Annotated in this window: 19 protein-coding genes and 3 riboswitches; of the genes, 12 read left to right on the forward strand and 7 right to left on the reverse strand. The window is 45.5% G+C overall.

Features of this window, described 5'->3' with window-relative positions; translation table 11 throughout:
• The first annotated feature begins 21 nt into the window (after positions 1-21).
• The gene (locus CDO84_RS19005) at positions 22-216 is read left to right on the forward strand and encodes a hypothetical protein (protein WP_040081374.1); all 195 of its coding nucleotides are present in this window, start codon (positions 22-24) and stop codon (positions 214-216) included.
• A 13-nt stretch (positions 217-229) separates the two neighbouring features.
• Here CDO84_RS19005 and CDO84_RS19010 read toward each other — a convergent pair whose 3' ends face one another.
• The 4 genes from CDO84_RS19010 to CDO84_RS19025 form a co-directional block, all read right to left on the reverse strand.
• On the reverse strand, positions 230-1069 hold the full coding sequence (locus tag CDO84_RS19010; RefSeq protein ID WP_040081372.1) for a polysaccharide deacetylase family protein: 840 nt from the start codon (positions 1067-1069) through the stop codon (positions 230-232).
• Positions 1070-1171: 102 nt separating this feature from the next.
• Complete coding sequence (locus CDO84_RS19015) at positions 1172-1897, reverse strand: ZIP family metal transporter (protein ID WP_040081371.1); 726 nt, start codon at positions 1895-1897, stop codon at positions 1172-1174.
• A gap of 110 nt (positions 1898-2007) precedes the next feature.
• A complete protein-coding gene (gene msmX / locus CDO84_RS19020; protein ID WP_003242648.1) occupies positions 2008-3105 on the reverse strand; it encodes a maltodextrin ABC transporter ATP-binding protein MsmX in 1098 nt (365 codons plus the stop codon).
• 120 nt (positions 3106-3225) lie between these two features.
• Positions 3226-4119 carry a PucR family transcriptional regulator gene (locus CDO84_RS19025; protein ID WP_040081369.1) on the reverse strand — a complete coding sequence of 298 codons (894 nt, stop codon included), beginning with the start codon at positions 4117-4119 and terminating at the stop codon, positions 3226-3228.
• Between the two features lie 183 nt (positions 4120-4302).
• On the opposite strand from CDO84_RS19025, the gene CDO84_RS19030 reads away from it, so the two are divergent.
• Entirely contained in the window at positions 4303-5760 is a 1458-nt protein-coding gene (locus CDO84_RS19030) for an aldehyde dehydrogenase family protein (protein WP_040081367.1), read from the forward strand.
• Positions 5761-5801: 41 nt separating this feature from the next.
• Here CDO84_RS19030 and CDO84_RS19035 read toward each other — a convergent pair whose 3' ends face one another.
• On the reverse strand, positions 5802-6638 hold the full coding sequence (locus tag CDO84_RS19035; RefSeq protein ID WP_003242615.1) for a YitT family protein: 837 nt from the start codon (positions 6636-6638) through the stop codon (positions 5802-5804).
• Between the two features lie 76 nt (positions 6639-6714).
• Positions 6715-6817: riboswitch (guanidine-I (ykkC/yxkD leader) on the reverse strand.
• A gap of 273 nt (positions 6818-7090) precedes the next feature.
• On the opposite strand from CDO84_RS19035, the gene CDO84_RS21950 reads away from it, so the two are divergent.
• Entirely contained in the window at positions 7091-8020 is a 930-nt protein-coding gene (locus CDO84_RS21950; RefSeq protein WP_052438129.1) for a zinc ribbon domain-containing protein, read from the forward strand.
• Between the two features lie 30 nt (positions 8021-8050).
• Here the strand turns inward: CDO84_RS21950 and galE are convergent, their stop codons facing one another.
• Positions 8051-9070 (reverse strand): UDP-glucose 4-epimerase GalE, encoded by a 1020-nt coding sequence (galE, locus tag CDO84_RS19045; protein WP_040081366.1) that lies wholly within the window; start codon positions 9068-9070, stop codon positions 8051-8053.
• Between the two features lie 228 nt (positions 9071-9298).
• Here galE and CDO84_RS19050 point away from each other — a divergent pair, with 228 nt between their 5' ends.
• From CDO84_RS19050 to CDO84_RS19085, 9 genes are all read left to right on the forward strand, one after another.
• A complete protein-coding gene (locus tag CDO84_RS19050; protein WP_040081363.1) occupies positions 9299-9772 on the forward strand; it encodes a DUF1453 family protein in 474 nt (157 codons plus the stop codon).
• A 17-nt stretch (positions 9773-9789) separates the two neighbouring features.
• Complete coding sequence (locus CDO84_RS19055; protein ID WP_040081362.1) at positions 9790-11010, forward strand: sensor histidine kinase; 1221 nt, start codon at positions 9790-9792, stop codon at positions 11008-11010.
• Positions 10997-11653 (forward strand): two-component system response regulator YxJL, encoded by a 657-nt coding sequence (gene yxjL / locus CDO84_RS19060; RefSeq protein ID WP_040081361.1) that lies wholly within the window; start codon positions 10997-10999, stop codon positions 11651-11653. Before CDO84_RS19055 ends, yxjL begins: the two co-directional genes overlap by 14 nt.
• Before the next feature lie 49 nt (positions 11654-11702).
• Positions 11703-12935 (forward strand): peptidase T, encoded by a 1233-nt coding sequence (pepT, locus tag CDO84_RS19065; protein ID WP_040081360.1) that lies wholly within the window; start codon positions 11703-11705, stop codon positions 12933-12935.
• Between the two features lie 105 nt (positions 12936-13040).
• Complete coding sequence (locus tag CDO84_RS21860; RefSeq protein WP_014665931.1) at positions 13041-13166, forward strand: hypothetical protein; 126 nt, start codon at positions 13041-13043, stop codon at positions 13164-13166.
• Between the two features lie 277 nt (positions 13167-13443).
• Positions 13444-13722 (forward strand): hypothetical protein, encoded by a 279-nt coding sequence (locus tag CDO84_RS19070; protein ID WP_080478290.1) that lies wholly within the window; start codon positions 13444-13446, stop codon positions 13720-13722.
• Positions 13723-13851: 129 nt separating this feature from the next.
• Positions 13852-14340: an LURP-one-related/scramblase family protein gene (locus tag CDO84_RS19075; protein WP_014665933.1), complete on the forward strand. Its 489-nt coding sequence runs from the start codon at positions 13852-13854 to the stop codon at positions 14338-14340.
• 65 nt (positions 14341-14405) lie between these two features.
• Positions 14406-14512, forward strand: a riboswitch (SAM riboswitch).
• 81 nt (positions 14513-14593) lie between these two features.
• Positions 14594-15727 (forward strand): 5-methyltetrahydropteroyltriglutamate--homocysteine S-methyltransferase, encoded by a 1134-nt coding sequence (locus tag CDO84_RS19080; protein ID WP_040082488.1) that lies wholly within the window; start codon positions 14594-14596, stop codon positions 15725-15727.
• Between the two features lie 68 nt (positions 15728-15795).
• Positions 15796-15902, forward strand: a riboswitch (SAM riboswitch).
• A gap of 77 nt (positions 15903-15979) precedes the next feature.
• Positions 15980-17116 (forward strand): 5-methyltetrahydropteroyltriglutamate--homocysteine S-methyltransferase, encoded by a 1137-nt coding sequence (locus tag CDO84_RS19085; protein WP_040081358.1) that lies wholly within the window; start codon positions 15980-15982, stop codon positions 17114-17116.
• Between the two features lie 49 nt (positions 17117-17165).
• Here CDO84_RS19085 and CDO84_RS19090 read toward each other — a convergent pair whose 3' ends face one another.
• A complete protein-coding gene (locus CDO84_RS19090) occupies positions 17166-17939 on the reverse strand; it encodes a 3-hydroxybutyrate dehydrogenase (protein WP_040081356.1) in 774 nt (257 codons plus the stop codon).
• Positions 17940-17953: the final 14 nt, after the last annotated feature.

Here is a 17953-nt window from a genome sequence, read left to right on the forward strand (position 1 = left end):
GAAAAAAGGGAGTGACGAGAAGTGATTGTGATCATCTTATTGTTTATATCTATTGTTGTTTTTCTTTCAGTCATTCAGCCGCAGCCATCGGAGCATAAAAGCCGCCAGCAGGCGGACAGCGGGTATTTCGGCTATTCAGACAATGGCTCACACCATGATGGATGCAGCAGTGACGGGGGTTTTAGCGATTCCGGATGTGGCGGCGGAGGCGATTGAGCGCCTCCTTTTTTTATTTCATTGATTCGACGTACGCGCCAAAAGCCGAGCCCGACATGCCTGGGGACACGCGCACGCGATGGAGGGCGTACATTCCCTGGTCTCTCGAAGCCGCGCCCGGTTCTGTCGTCACGCCCATTTGATAGCCCGTTTCTTTGGCGGCCTTCAGCGTCTCTTCATTGTAGCGTCCTACCGGATAGCTGATGATGGTGGTTTTCTGATGAAACATGTGGTCAAACAGTTTTTTCGAATCTGCCATCTCGCTTTGCTGCCGTTGAGGCGTTAACCCGTTCAGTTCAAGGTGGTCAATTGTATGGCTTTCAATCGATATGCCGTGCTGTGTCATTTCTTTCATTTGGTCCTCTGTCAGATGGTGCTTATGTCCGATCGATTTGCCGATCATAAAAATCGTCGCCTTCATCCCGTACTTTTTCAGCACCGGATACGCGTCTTGATAATTGTCGGTGTAGCCGTCATCAAACGTAATTAGCACGCATTTCTCACACGGCTTTTTATCCTGCGTCAGCATGAGATACGCCTCTTTTGGCGTTAATGTCTGATAGCCGTTATCGTGCAGCCACTTCATATGCGCTTCGAATTCTTTCTTTGGGACACGAAGGCTGTTTCCTGAGGAAATGCTGTGGTACATCAAAATCGGCAGCTTTGCCGGTGTCTCTGTTTTGATCCATCCGGCTGTATCGTTTTCTTTTTTCTGAACTTGTACTGCTTTTTCTTCCGGTTTCTTTTGTTCCGCTTTGGGCATCGTCTGCTCTGCATTCGCCTCTTGATCAGCGCAAGCCGCAAGAGCCAAGCAGCTTCCCACAAGAAAGATGCTTAAGATAAAACGTTTCATCGGTTCCCTGCTTTCTGTCTATTTCTTCCTCCTTTTTCATCGGTCTGATTCTGAGATTTTCAATAGCAAAAAACCGGACATGAAATCATGACCGGCTCACATTTAAGAAAACTGATTCAAAACCAGCGAGGTTAACAGGCCGAGTGCGGCGATTAAACCTGTCATCGGACCGCTGTCTTCGTACGCCTCAGGCATCATCGTTGAAGCAATCATCGCAATGATGCCTCCGCCCGCAAATGCTGCAATCGCTGACATGCCTTCTTCAGAAGCGCCGTCGAGAAAGAAAAATCCTGACCATGAGGCAAGAATTGAAATCACGAGCACCGCGGCCCAAAGCAGCATAATTTTCGTTTTCGAGTACCCGCTGTTTTTCAGTCCTGCTGTACTAGACAGCCCTTCAGGGATGTTGCTGATAAAAATGGCGATCACCAAAAGAAAGCTGACCGATTGTTCTTCGAGAAGGCTGGCGCCAATCATAATCGATTCTGGGACAGCGTCCATGATCGTGCCGATAAAAATGGCGATTCCGCCGCCGGCAGCTGTTTGTCCCGATCTTTTTCTTTGTGACGCGCCCCGTTTGGAAACCGCGCAGTCAAAAATCGTAAACACAACAGCTCCCGCAATAAATCCCGCGCCTGTCGACACGATTCCGCCCTCTGCTACTGCGTCCCCAAGAAGCTCGTAAGCGGCCGCGCCTATTAATACACCTGTGCCAAAAGCCATAATATAGCCGATGATCTGTTTGCGAATCGGAAGAAACATGGACGCCAGCGCGCCCAGCAGTACAGCAGAGCCCGATATCCCGCCCCACATTGCCGCATTCCACATCTCTATCTCCCCTTTCTTACCAACCACTACCCGCTGCCGTTTTTTCCGTAAACCTCGCAAACAAAGAACACAAAAAACCGGACATGTCTCCATGTCCGGTTTTGCTGATCTTATCGAATTCTCACTTCTGTCTCACTGTCAAAGAAATGGCCTTTATTCATATCAAATGCAACCGTCAGCTCATCGCCTGATTGAATATCGAGGCGGGCGTCGATCCGCGCAATAAAGTCTTGGTTGTCGATCTGCGAATAAATCATGATTTCTGAACCGAGCAGCTCTGCGACATTGATTTTTGCTTTAATCGAGGAGTTCTTATACGATTCCACGACAATCAATTCATCATGAATATCCTCAGGACGGATGCCGAAGATAACCTCTTTGCCGATGTAGCCTTTTTCACGCAGCACCTTCATTTTTCCTTCCGGGACGGTTAATGCCGCAGAACCGATTTTGATTAAGCCATCCGTGAGCTTTCCTTTGAAAAAGTTCATCGCCGGTGATCCGATAAACCCGCCGACAAAGACGTTTTCAGGAAACTCGTATACATCCTTCGGCGTCCCGATCTGCTGGATTTTCCCGTCTTTCATGACTACGATCCGTGTCGCCATCGTCAGCGCTTCTGTCTGGTCATGCGTCACATAAATCGTTGTGGTTTGCAGTCTCTGGTGGAGCTTAATGATTTCCGCCCGCATTTGCACCCTCAGCTTCGCGTCCAGGTTTGACAAAGGCTCATCCATCAGGAACACCTTTGCATCCCGCACGATTGCCCGCCCAAGCGCGACCCGCTGTCTCTGTCCTCCTGACAGCGCTTTCGGTTTACGGTGCAAATATTCCTCAAGCCCGAGAATTTTAGCGGCTTCCTCTACTCTTTTTTTAATTTCTGGCTTCGGCATTTTCCGAAGCTTCAGTCCGAACGCGATATTATCGTAGACCGTCATATGCGGATAGAGCGCGTAGTTTTGAAACACCATTGCGATATCCCTGTCCTTTGGCGCTACATCATTGACCCGTTTTCCTTCAATATAAAAATCGCCTTTCGAAATTTCTTCAAGTCCTGCAACCATTCGCAGCGTCGTTGATTTTCCGCAGCCGGACGGGCCGACGAATACGATAAATTCCTTATCGGCAATATGAAGGTTAAAGTCATCAACCGCCGGTTCCTTCTGATCATAAAATTTATAAATGTGCTCCATCCGCAATTCAGCCATCTAACATCCCCCTTTGTTATTGTAAACGCTTTCTTATATTGAGTGTAACAGCAATTTTCTCCCGCTAAAATGGGCAGCGTTCATAAAATCACCCAGCCCTTTTTCGTGCATATTTCCAATTTATTCTGAACTTTCACTTTGCAGGCAGATAAAATAGGCAAGAAGCGCGCCTTTGTACGATTTGATATCTATCCCTGACCGCTCAATAAATTTATCAATCCGATATTGCAGACTGTTGCGATGCAGATGCAGCTTTTTTGCTGTTAATGTGACGTTTGAATTGTTTTCAATAAACAGCTTAATGGTCTTCCTTAGCTCAGATTCACTTCCAAATAAAAGCTCAGCTTCTTCTGATAGCAGCGTTGCCAATTTTTCTTTTTCTGTTTCTAATAATATGAAAGGAAAAATCATCTCAAAGGTCACACTCTGCACCTGAGGAAGCCGTTTTTCAGCAAACAGGAAATACGCCTGTTCACGAGCGTAATGTTTTCGCAGGCACTCATCCGGCTCGTAAAATCTTCCCGCGTAAAAACGGACACTGAAGTAGAAATCACTTTCAAGAACCTTAGCGAGCGATTCCAGTTCGTCCTTCTCCGCCGCCGCTTCACTTTCCTGCTCAACAATGACGCCTCTGTCCTCATGGATCCACACAATCACAAAAGACACCGGCCAAAAATGGCGTACCGCTTCCGTAAAGGACGTCCTGTCTATTTTGCCGAATAAATGAAAGTGAACAAACCTTGTCCGTTTCTTTATATTCGCCGGCAATTCTCCTCTTGAAAAAAGGAACGAAAACCACTTGTTTTCCTCCGGTGATTTCATAGACATTTGATTGCCCTCATCCGCAGCCGTCAAAAATGACTGCAGCACCAATACCTCTTTTTCGCTGATCTCTGTTTTCGGAATGGAGATGTATCTCTGACTGCTCTCATCAAAAAAACATAGACAGCCTTCCCTTATGCAAAGCTCCTCAGACACAGTCGAACCGGGATAAATAGCCAGCAGCGATTTCATAGAGTCTCCTCTCTTATGTAAGGATCTGTATATTCAGTATAAGGCGAAATACACATGTTCTCCACTAAAAAAGAGTATATCCGGTATAGATAGACGAAAAACTTAAAGGGAACCTCATTCGTTTACATATTGGCGTCAGCGGAAATAGAAGAGGATATGCGGGACCAAAAGGAGGGTCATCTTATGAGTTTCGAAACGTTAAACAAAAGTTTTATCAACGGAAAATGGACTGAGGGAGAAAGCGGACGTACGGAGGACATTTTGAATCCGTATGACCAGTCTGTGATCACAACAGCATCTTTGGCAACGGGCAAACAGCTGGAGGATGCGTTTGACATTGCACAGAAAGCCCAAAAAGAGTGGGCCAAAAGCACGACGGAAGGCCGAAAAGCCGTGCTGCAAAAAGCGCGCGGCTATTTACAGGAAAACCGTGATGACATCATCTTGATGATTGCCCGCGAAACTGGCGGAACGATTATGAAATCAACGATTGAGCTGGAACAAACGATTGCCATTTTAGATGAAGCCATAACGTATACTGGTGAATTAGGCGGCGTCAAAGAAGTTCCATCCGACATTGAGGGGAAAATCAATAAGATTTACCGCCTTCCGCTCGGTGTCATTTCATCGATTTCTCCATTTAATTTTCCGATGAATTTATCTATGAGAACGATTGCGCCCGCGATTGCGCTGGGAAACAGCGTTGTTCACAAGCCTGATATCCAAACCGCTCTTTCCGGCGGAACCATCATTGCGAAAGCGTTTGAGCACGCTGGTCTTCCTGCCGGTGTCCTTAACGTCATGCTGGCGGATGTAAAGGAAATCGGGGACGGCATGCTCACCAATCCAATCCCGAGATTAATCAGCTTTACGGGATCAACAGCAGTCGGGCGCCACATCGGTGAAATCGCCGGCCGTGCCTTCAAACGGATGGCACTTGAGCTCGGCGGCAACAATCCATTTGCCGTCCTTTCAGATGCGGATGTCGATCGTGCTGTGGATGCCGCGATTTTCGGAAAATTTATTCACCAGGGACAAATCTGTATGATTATCAACAGGATCATCGTTCATCAGGATGTATACGATGAGTTTGTAGAAAAATTCACCTCCCGTATCAAACAGCTTCCGTACGGCGATCAAACCGATCCGAAAACCGTTGTCGGCCCGCTGATCAACGAGCGCCAAATCGAGAAAGCGCTGGAGATCATTGAGCAGGCAAAGGCAGACGGCATAGAGCTTGCGGTTGAAGGAAAACGTGTCGGAAACGTACTCACGCCGTACGTCTTTGTCGGTGCGGACAACAACAGCAAAATTGCCCAAACGGAGCTGTTTGCCCCAATCGCAACCATTATCAAAGCCGGCAGCGATCAGGAAGCGATTGACATGGCAAATGATACCGAGTATGGCCTCAGCTCTGCGGTTTTCACATCTGATTTAGAAAAAGGCGAAAAGCTCGCCCTGCAAATTGACAGCGGCATGACCCATGTCAACGACCAGTCCGTCAATGATTCACCGAATATTGCCTTTGGCGGAAACAAAGCAAGCGGTGTCGGCCGCTTCGGCAATCCGTGGGTCGTCGAGGAATTTACTGTGACGAAATGGATTTCGATCCAGAAGCAATACCGCAAATATCCGTTCTAAACGAAAAAATCCCTCTGCTTCAAGTACAGAGGGATTTTTCTTTATTTTGATATGTCCACAAATCCTTCACCAAACACGTCGCGTACATCATGAACGATCACAAACGCTTTTTTGTCGCAGCTTCTAATGATTTTTTTCAGCATGGACAGCTCCTGTTTGTTAATGACGATATATAAAATCTCTTTTGATTGGCCCGTATAATTTCCCTTCCCTGATAAAATCGTCACGCCCCGATCCATCAAGGTATTTACCTGCTCTGCAATCTCACTCTTATTTTCCGAAATCACCGTAATGGCTTTTTTCGTATTCAAACCTTCAATAATGAAGTCCATCACTTTCGTACCGATATACAGCATCACGATCGTAAACATCATTTTTTCCGCACCAATAATAAAATAAGAGCTAAATACTACGATTAAATCAAAAAACAAGAGCGCATAACTGATATTCCAATCTAAATATTTATTAGCAATTCTGGCCAGAATCGCGGAACCGGCTGTCGTCCCGCCGACCCGGATAATCATACCGATCCCGACTCCCGCAAATACACCTGCGAAAATCGTATTAATAATCAATTCATCAGATGGAATGCTCCACCCATGTGTCAGATGAAGAAAAAGCGAATTTGCCGCGACCGCAATGATCGTATAAACGGTTGTTTTTCCATCCAGAAACTTATAGCCGATTAAAAGCAAAAACGCATTTAAGATAAAGTTCGTGACACCGGGAGACCATTGAAACAGATAATACAATATCAGCGTAATCCCAGTGACTCCGCCTTCCCCAAGATCATTGGGGATCGCAAATAAATTAACCGCAAGCGCGAAGAAAAAAGCGCCAATCACAAGCATAAGTACATCCAGCATTCTCTTTTTCATCACGAAAACACTCCTTCTCATAGTTCTGTTCTAGCAAATAAAAAAACCCAGGAGAACGCTCTCGAAAAAGAGCAGAAACTCCTGGGCTTTTATCCCACCGTGTCATAACAGCCAAGCTGCTATGTGTTTTCTCTCGGTCACAGTCCAATTTGCATTGCGGAACCCTAGAAAACCACTGTTTTGATCATATCCTTTTCACTTTCCAATATTAGCATTATACGGGACGGCTCGAATTGGTTCAAGGGGTATTTGCGGAGATTTCATCAGTAAATTAATAGAATTAAAAAGATGGTCGCTGTTAATAAATAAAAGTTTTAGTCGATATGAAACAAAGTACCCCCTTTTAAGAAAAAAACTAAAATCACATTTCTAATTTATCATTGACTATATGAGATTATATAGGCAAAATAGAACATATATATTAAACAATTAATTACATAGGAGGAAATATAATGTCAGGTAAACTATTGCACTGCAAAGCTTGCGGTCAAGAGATTGCAAAAGGTGTTAAAAAATGTCCAAATTGCGGTAAAGACCAACGCAACTTTTTTATGAGACATAAAATCATCACGTTAATTCTAGCAATAGTAGTCATTATCATTATTGCAAACCTTGGAAACAGTGGAGACTCTCAAGCTTCTACTACAACAACCAGCTCCACATCTAAAAAGTCGACAAAAACAGTGCAAAAGGCTGATATAGAGAAACTATATACCAATGCCAATCAATTCAAAAATTATAAAGTTGATCTGTATGTAAAAGTTTTTGACGTTGAACAGGACGATGATGGTACATATCTTCAAGGCTACAATAATCCAGAAAAGTTAAGCAAAAATACGCTTATAATGAGCGACGACTCTGATTTAGACATTAAAGATGACGACATTATTCATGTAGTCGGTACGGTGAAAGACAAATATGATGGTGAAAATGCTTTGGGCGGTTCCGTTTCAGCACCGAGAATCATTGCCGATTCCATTGAAAAAAGCGACTATGCAACAGCTTTTGCTCCAGCTCAAAAAACAATTAACGTGAATAAAACACAGAATCAGCACGGATTTGCACTCACGCTTCAAAAAGTGGAACTTGCTGAAAAAGAAACTCGCCTTTATGTAAAGATAGAAAACAAATCACAAGATGAAATCAGCTTTTATGACTTCAATGCCAAAATTACGGCTGATAATAAACAGATTGAGCCTAAATCCGACCTTTCTGAGTATCCTGAAATTCAAAGTGAAATCTTACCGGGAGTTAAAACTGAAGGAATTATTGTTTTCCCTAAAATCGACAGCAAAACGGCAAACATTATTTTAGAAGGATCTTCCGAAAACTACGATATTACAATCAATCCATTTACATTTGAAGTAAACTTAGATAAATAACAAAAGGCTGGGGAGAACCCCAGCCTTTTGTTATTTTACACTCTTATACCCATTCACATTAGAAGACTGCCATCTCCAGGAATCTGCACACATTTCCTCAAGGCCGCGTTTCGCTTCCCAGCCCAGTTCCCGCTTGGCTTTCGCAGGATCTGCGAAGCATGTGGCGATGTCTCCCGGGCGACGGTCCGCAAAACGGTACGGAACCTCTTTCCCTGACACTTTTTCAAAGGCTTTGACCATTTCAAGCACACTGTAGCCTGTGCCTGTTCCAAGGTTGTATGCATCGGCCCCAGTGGAGTTCAATACTTTTTCCAACGCTTTGACATGGCCTTCTGCGAGATCAACGACGTGAATATAATCGCGTACGCCTGTCCCATCTTTTGTCGGATAGTCATTTCCGAATACGCTTAATTGCTCAAGCTTGCCGACGGCTACCTGTGCCACATACGGCATGAGGTTATTCGGAATTCCGTTCGGGTCTTCACCGATCCGTCCGCTTGGATGGGCACCGAACGGATTAAAGTAACGAAGCAGCGCAACGCTCCACTCCTTGTCGGCTGTATGCAAATCACGCAATATTTGTTCCAGCATGAGCTTCGTCTGTCCATAAGGGTTTGTCGCGCCTAATGGAAAGTCTTCCGTAATCGGCGATGTTTCCGGAACGCCGTACACTGTCGCAGATGAACTGAATACGATTTTCTTGACGCCGTATTTCTCCATGGTCTCGCATAAAATAAACGTTCCTGTCAGATTGTTATGATAATATTTGAGCGGAATCGCAACAGATTCACCGACTGCTTTTAACCCCGCAAAATGAATCACAGCTTCGATTTCATTTTCAGCAAAAACGGAATCTACCGCTTCCCGGTCCAATAAATCCGCTTCGTAGAACGTTAAATCTTTTCCTGTAATCTCCTTTACACGGTTCAGCGCTTCAGCCGAACTGTTGGACAGATTATCAAGAACAACAATCTCGTAGCCGCTGTTCAATAGTTCAACACATGTGTGGCTGCCAATGTATCCGGCACCGCCAGTAACAAGTATTGCCATGATGTAAACCCTCCTAAAAAATGACCTGTTTTCATTATATAGTGTTTAGAACCGGTCCACATCCATTTTCAAGAAGTTTAATCGTTTATTAATAGTTTCTTCATATATTATCAGCATTTTCATACCTTTATGCAGCGCGAACAAGTCTAGCAGCTGAAAAATCAATCTGCCGGTTGACGTTTTTCTTTCCTATTTTCGCTATGCTTAATGCAGAAAGGATTTGATGACATGGCGATGAGCCCTTATATTTTTATTGTCTTTATTCTTATTGTTTTATCGATGTACCGGGAGAGAACTGTCAGACCCGGGAAGTTGCTGATCATTCCGCTGCTGCTCTTATGGGGCGTATCCGCATCGTTTCAGCCGGCGTATTTTCATTCCGTATTACATGTTGCGATCAGCGGCATTTTATTACTGATCGGGCTGGCCTGCGGGTTTGGCATTGGAAAGATGGTAAACGTGCGGATTCACCCGGAAACCGGAAAGGTCACTTCACGCGGCTCCCTTGGAAGTGTTATTCTCATTCTAGTGATACTTTCTTTGCGCATGGCCGCGAGAACATGGCTTCCGGAGAGCAACGAAATGTTTATTGCCATTATTCATTCTATGTTCTTCATTCCCCTCGGCACCATCACAGCCCGTAACATTATGCTTTATAAAGCATACAGACGGCTGACCGCTGGCAAAGTATCCATTCAATAACTGAAAGAAGGACCAGCATGAACGGACTATCTCCGGCTCGGCACTACAAGAAGCTTGTGCCGAGCCTTATTCTCATTTTGAATTGCATACAATTTTTATCTCACCCAGCCAAAGCCGACCCCATTTTGTTGGCATTTGTATTCGCGGTGTACTTAGCATTCATTTGGGTCATTCCCTATGTGGCATCCGCTGCTGTTCATTTGAGCATATTCGTCGGGCTTTGGCTCCTGACCGTTTTTCTTTGGGCTGTTTCAGGACAAGAGCAGGGAGCCGCCTTTTTCTTACTCGTATTTTTAATGGTTTATGCGGCCATAAAGCTCCCTGCACGGCTGTCTTTGATCTTTACAGTGTGCCTAATTGGGGGCAATGTTTTCTTTTTGTATACTGTTTTTGACACCAGCTGGGACGATATCGTCAGCAACATCTCGATCATGATCGGGTTGTACGTCCTCTTCTCCTCCATGCGTTTCAGACGAGAAGCGAGAAAGGAGGCTGAACGAAATCATGCTGAATTGGCGAAAATGCATGTGCAGCTGGAGCATGCTCATCAAGAACTCCAGAAAGCGCATGCAGAGCTGCAGGAGGCATCTGTTCTTTCATTAAGGTACGCGGTCCTCGAGGAGCGTACAAGAATTGCCCGAGACATTCATGACAGCATCGGCCATGAGCTGACTTCTGTGATTGTTCAGCTTCAATCTCTTCCCTATATCCTCAAAAGCAGCGAGGAGGATTCAGAAAAAGTCATTCAAAATGTACTGAGTGTCGCCAGAGAATGTCTTCAAGAAGTGCGGTCTGTCGTTCATCAAATGGGCCGAAGTGAATCGATGGTGGGACTTACCGCTTTGCGGGGGCTGATTCATCAAGTGGAGGAACGGAGCGGCTTGCACGTTTCTTTAGATACTGCCGGACTGTCAGAAGAGTCTTGGCCTCAAAACATAAGCGAAACGATTTACCGCATCTTGCAGGAAGCGCTGACCAATATCATTCGTCACGCCGACGCTTCTCATGCGGCGACTGTCATTTCTAACGACGAAACCCATCTCTATGTCACAATCATCGACGACGGACAATTCACCGGCAGCCTTACTTATGGATTTGGCCTGACAGGAATGAAAGAACGCGCTGAAAAAGCAGGCGGTTCCCTTACCTTTAGCGCCGTGCAGCCGAGCGGCCTGCAAATTGAGCTGTCATTGCCGCTCACGACAACGAATAAGGAGCAAAAAGATGAACAAAGATAAAATACGCGTCGCGCTTGCCGATGATCAGCCGCTTGTGCGTGAAGGCTTCCGGTACGTCATCAACGCCCAGACGGATATGACAGTTTCCGGCGAGGCCGGCGACGGTCACGATATTATAGCACTCGCAAAACAAACAAAACCTGACGTCATCCTCATGGATGTCCAGATGCCGCATTGCTCAGGCATCGAAGCGGCGAAAGACATTATGTCCGCCCTTCCAGATACAAAGATTGTCATTTTAACGACCTTTGACACGGAGGAATATGTATTTGAAGGCATCCGTGCGGGCGCAGTCGGCTATTTGCTGAAGGATACGCTTCCTGAAGAATTGATAGATGCGATTCGCGCTGCGGCCAGAGGCGAGGCGATTTTCCGCACAGTCACAGCTGCTAAAATTATTAGTGAGACATTTCGGGCGAAACAGCAAACTCATGTCGAAGAACTAGCAGAACCGTTCACCAAAAGAGAGCTCGAGGTTCTTCAGCAAATGGCCTACGGGCTGAGAAATGAGGACATTGCGGAAAAGCTTTTCGTCAGTGAAAGCACCGTGAAAACCCACGTGCACCGCATCCTGCAAAAATGCAATGCCCAAGACCGGACACAGGCAGTCGTTTTTGCCATTCGAAACGGTATTGTGCAATAGAAATCTCTCAACCCGCCATGATAAAATAAGACAAAGGAGATGATTGGAAATGAAAGAAGAAATCATTGAACGGTTTACTACATATGTAAAAGTCGACACACAGTCCGATGAATCCGTTGACACCTGCCCTTCCACACCCGGCCAATTGACATTAGGAAACATGCTCGTTGATGAGTTGAAGTCCATCGGCATGCAGGATGCAGCCATTGATGAAAACGGCTATGTCATGGCGACGCTCCCCTCCAATACTGAAAAAGACGTGCCGACAATCGGCTTTCTCGCTCACGTCGACACCGCTACAGACTTTACCGGCAAAAACGTGAATCCGCAAATCATCGAAAGCTATGATGGTAATGACATCGTTCTTAACGAACAGCTGCAGGTTACCCTGTCACCTGATCAATTCCCTGAGCTGTCTGGCTATAAGGGCCACACACTCATCACCACAGACGGCACCACCCTTCTCGGCGCAGACAATAAGGCCGGTATCGCTGAAATCATGACGGCCATGGATTACCTCATCAAACACCCTGAAATCAAGCACGGCACAATCAGAGTCGCCTTTACGCCTGATGAAGAAATCGGAAGAGGACCGCACAAATTTGATGTGAAACGGTTCAATGCATCCTTTGCCTACACGGTTGATGGCGGCCCGCTCGGCGAGCTTGAATACGAAAGCTTCAATGCCGCTGCCGCGAAAATTACGATTAAAGGCAACAACGTACATCCCGGAACGGCAAAAGGGAAAATGGTCAACTCTGCGAAAATCGCGATGAAGCTGAACAGCCTGCTGCCGGCTGACGAAGCGCCTGAATATACAGAAGGCTATGAAGGCTTCTACCATCTGCTGTCGATTCAAGGAGACGTAGAGGAAACAAAGCTTCACTACATTATCAGAGACTTTGACAAAGAGAACTTCCAAAGCAGAAAAGAAACAATGAAGCGCGCCGTTGAAGAGCTTCAGAACGAATACGGGCAAGACCGGATTTTGCTGGATATGAACGACCAGTACTATAACATGAGAGAGAAAATTGAACCTGTCATCGAAATCGTCAACATTGCCAAGCAAGCGATGGAAAACCTCGGCATCGAACCGAAAATTTCCCCCATCCGCGGCGGCACCGACGGATCGCAGCTATCCTACATGGGACTTCCGACGCCAAACATCTTTACCGGCGGGGAAAACTTCCACGGCAAATTTGAATACATCTCAGCTGATAACATGGTCAAAGCCGTAAATGTCATCGTTGAGATTGCAAAGCTGTTTGAAGAGCAAGCGTAATGCCAAAAGCCAGTCCAAAAAAGGGCTGGTTTTTTTTATGTGAAAATGAAACATTTTAAACACGTCCTCCGTAAAACAAGTATCAACAAATGAGGAGGAAAAACAATGACAAAACATGCAATTGCTGCAAAGAGCCTATTGAAAAAATGGATCATTTCCAGGCCGCTTAACACGCAAAAGAAATCCAGCCCATTTCAAAAAATCAGAAAAATGTTCAAACGCTTCTTCTGACCAGTCATCCAAATCCCCAAAACAAAATCCGCATTCTCTCGTACCGCCCAAATGCTCCGTAATTTGGGTTTTTTGTGTTCAATTCCGCAAAATAGGGTATAAACTAATTAAGAAAGATAACGGCATCCAAAAACAGGTAATTTGAATTACTTTAATTTAGGTTAAAAGTTATATAAAGGAATTCATTTTATCGTCGATAGTAACTATAGAACCAATCATCAACAAGAACAATCACCATAATTCAAGACTATTTTCAGGTCATCAGGTTAGACTGTTTTTGAGGGGCAGTTATTTATTTTTATTTGATTTAGAATTTTTTGAATACTTTTTGACTTTTTATCCGTACAATAGAGAGTACCAAAACTTTTTTTGGGAGGTATGTAATATGATCCTATTTATTATCATCGCTTTATGCGGCTATCTTCTTTTTTCTTTCAGCAAGGACAATCGCCGCAAACCGCAAAAGACAAGCCCTCTTCCAGCAGCCGCATCTCATCACAACAACCTAATCGACCTTGACGCTATCCGCCAAAAACGCCGGATGCATCTTTCCTAATTCTATATTTCAAACGAAAAGGCTGCGGAATGACGCAGCCTTTTAAAATTATGTTGAGATAGAGCCTGAAACCTTTTTATCCTCTATCCGTAATTTCATACAAGGCAAATCCAAAAGGAGACTTCTGCAATGATCGAGTTATTTATGAAACAAAAAATGTTCTCATTTAAAGATGCATTCCACATTTATGACCGGGATGAACAAGAAATCTTCAAGGTGGAGGGGCGTTTTTTCTCGTTAGGGGACTCATTACAAATGACAGATTCATCCGGGAAAACGCTCGTTTCCATAGAACAAAAACTCATGTCTTTATTGCCGCGCTATGAGATTTCAATTGGCGGGAAAACAGTTTGTGAGGTAACGAAGAAAGTAACGTTTTTCAAACCGAAATTTGTGATTTCCGGCCTTAACTGGGAAATCGATGGTGACTTATGGAGGGATGAATTCCAGCTGACGGACGGGGAAAATGTCCGGATGTCAGTGAGCAAAAAGTGGCTCAGCTGGGGTGATTCCTATCATTTGCAGATTGCAAACGAGGAAGATGTTCTGATTTGCACTGCCATCGCGATCGTGCTTGATATGGTTTTATATAACGATGAAGATGAAAGTATTTTCTAAAAAGCATTGACAATTGATCCAAAAGTAATAATATTAAGATAATTGAAATCTAAATATGAAGTTGTACCTTATCAAGAGAGGTGGAGGGACTGGCCCTATGATACCCGGCAACCGCTGTTTCAAACAGAATGGTGCTAAATCCTTAAGAACATTGCGTTCTTGCAGATGAGGCGGAGATTTGATCGTTCAAGCTCTTCCTTACACAAAGGAAGAGCTTTTTACATGCTCAATAATTCAGAAAGAGGCGAATAACATGGCCCAACAAACGAATGTTACAGGACAAAAAACAGAAAAACAACGCAAAGCACCTTTCCGCGCCGATCACGTCGGCAGTTTGCTTCGTTCCGCTACGGTGAAGGAAGCCCGGCAAAAAAAAGCGGCAGGTGAGATAACAGCGAAACAGCTTCGTGATATCGAAAATCAAGAAATCACCCGCATCGTGGAAAAACAAAAAGAAATCGGTCTTGAAGTGGTAACAGACGGGGAATTCCGCCGTTCCTGGTGGCATTATGACTTCTTGGAAGGACTTGACGGAGTGGAACCCTTCATCCCGGCTGAGGGGATTCAGTTCCATAACGCGAAAACGAAAGCGCGCAGCATCAAAGTGACGGGAAAACTCGATTTTACGAGCCACCCAGCACTTACTGATTATCAATTTTTACATGAAGTTGCCGGGGGCGCGATACCAAAGCTGACGATTCCGAGCCCGAATATGCTGTTTTTTGGCGAAAAGGCGGATAAAGGCATCTATGACGATCAAGAGGAATATTTTCATGATTTGGCCCAAGCGTACAAAAAGGCAATCAAAGCCTTCTATGATGTTGGCTGCCGTTATCTCCAGCTTGATGATACGTCATGGTCTCTCTTCTTTGAGGAAAAAGGCAGAGAGGTTGTCCGGGCACTCGGAGGCGATCCAGAAACATTGCCCGCCTTGTTTGCCAAAACGATTAACGATGCAGTGGCAGACCGGCCTAATGATTTAACGATCACAATGCATATTTGCCGCGGCAACTTCCGCTCAACCTGGGCGGCATCAGGAGGGTACGACGCTGTAGCGGAAACGATTTTGGACGGCTTAAACCTTGACGGCCTGTTTTTGGAATACGACGATGACCGCTCCGGAAACTTCGATCCGCTCCGTTTTGTGAAACGCAAGGATCTGCAAATCGTGCTTGGCTTGATCACATCGAAATACGGCGAGCTTGAAAATCCAGAGGATGTGAAACGCCGTATCAATGAAGCGGCGCGTTTTGTCAGCTTGGATCAGCTGTGCCTCAGCCCGCAGTGCGGTTTCGCCTCTACAGAAGAAGGCAACCTTTTGACAGAGGAACAGCAATGGGCCAAGCTTCGCCATGTCATCGACATCGCCAACGATGTGTGGAGATAATCTATCATTGACAGAAATAGAAAATGTGTGAATAATAGATACTATCAGAAAATTTCATAAAAAGGTTTTCCTTATCAAGAGAGGTGGAGGGACTGGCCCTGCGATACCCGGCAACCGCTGTTTAACAGAATGGTGCTAAATCCTTTAGAGCAATGATTGCTCTTGAAGATAAGGTTGAGATTGTCACGCAAGCTCTTCCTTATCCAAAGGAAGAGCTTTTTTATATTTGAATGGAAAGAAGGAATGGACAACATGTCACAACAAACAACACCCGCAGAACAAAAATCACTTCAAAGAAAAAAACCGCCGTTTCGCGCGGATCAAGTCGGAAGCCTGCTGAGATCTGAGCCCGTCAAAAAAGCGCGGCTGCAAAAAGCGGCCGGCGATATTACGGCTGAGCAGCTTCGCCAGATCGAAAACGATGAAATCATCCGCATTGTGGAGAAACAGAAGGAAACCGGCCTGAACGTCGTGACAGACGGTGAATTCCGCAGAGCGTGGTGGCACTTTGATTTCCTTGAAAACTTAGATGGCGTTGAGCCGTTTACTCCTGAGCAAGGCATTCAATTCCATAACGTACAGACAAAAGCACGCGGCATTAAAGTCACAGGTGATATCGATTTTTCAACTCATCCAATGCTTGAAGATTATTCATTTCTCCATAGCATTGCCGGTGACGCGACGCCAAAAATGACGATTCCAAGCCCGAATATGCTGTTTTTCCGCGGAAAACTGGAAAAGGATGCGTATAAAAACGACTATCATCTTTTCCAGCATGATGTATCCAAAGCATATAAAAAAGCGATTCAAGCGTTTTATGACAGAGGCTGCCGCTACCTCCAGCTTGATGATACGGCGTGGGCCGTTTTCTTATCAGAAAAAGGCTTAAAACAAATCGAAGCGTTCGGAACAACGCCTGACGAGCTTCGCCAGCTGTTTGCGAAATCCATTAATGACGCGATTGCAGACCGTCCGGATGACTTGACGGTAACCATGCATATTTGCCGCGGCAACTTCCAGTCCACTTGGACAGCAGAAGGCGGCTATGACGCAGCAGCCGAAACCATTTTTGACGGCTTGAATCTTGACGGCCTTTTCTTAGAGTATGATGATTCACGCTCAGGCGGATTTGAGCCGCTCCGTTATGTGAAACGGTCTGATCTTCAGCTTGTCCTTGGCTTAGTGACATCTAAATTCGGTGAGCTTGAACATCCGGATGACGTGAAACGCCGTATCGAAGAAGCGTCCCGTTATGTCAGCTTAGACCAGCTTTGCCTCAGCCCTCAATGCGGATTCGCTTCAACTGAGGAAGGCAACAAGCTGACTGAAGAACAGCAATGGGCGAAGCTCCGCCATGTGGTTGAGATCGCGAATGATGTTTGGAAATAAGCAAAGAAAAAACACACTTGATTCCTAGCGGAGCAAGTGTGTTTTTATGTCATTGTGCGGTGTAGCCCCCATCAAGGACGACAGCCTGCCCAGTGACGCCCTTCGCCTTCTCGCTTGCTAAAAACACGGCATAATCCGCAATTTCCTTGACGGAAAGAAGCCGTTTTTGCGGCACAAGCGGAAAAATGACCTCTTCAAGTACCGAGTCGTAAGGGACATTTCTTGCTTTTGATAGATCGCTAAGCTGATTGCGGACAAGCTGGGTATCGACATAACCCGGACAGAGCGCATTGACTGTAATGCCGTGGGACGCGCCTTCCAGCGCCCCGACTTTTGTGAGTCCAATGACGCCATGCTTGGCGCTATTATAAGCGGATTTTCCCGCAAAGCCGACTAAGCCATTAACAGACGCGATATTAATGATTCTGCCATACTGCTGTTTTTTCATGATCGGAAAAACATGCTTCATTGCAATAAAGGGCGCCGTCAGCATAACCTTGATCAGCTGTTCAAAGGTTTCTGTCGGAAACTCTTCAATCGGGGCGACGTGCTGCATACCGGCATTGTTCACCAAAATATCCAAGCGGCCGTATCGTTTTTGGATGGTGTCCACCATATCAGCAACTTGCGCTTCTTTTGTCACATCACACGAAATGGCCGCCGCGTCAAAGCCTTCTTCTGCAAGCTTAGAGGCTGCTTTTTCGCATGCTTCCTGACGGAGGTCTGAAACGATGACGCTGGCGCCTTCACGGGCGAATTCTCTTGCCATTTCGAATCCGATTCCGCCGGCAGCCCCAGTCACCAAGGCGACTTGTTTTCTCATGTCAAACACCTTCC

This window comes from Bacillus sp. MD-5 (genome assembly GCF_002201875.1).
GTDB lineage: Bacteria > Bacillota > Bacilli > Bacillales > Bacillaceae > Bacillus > Bacillus stercoris.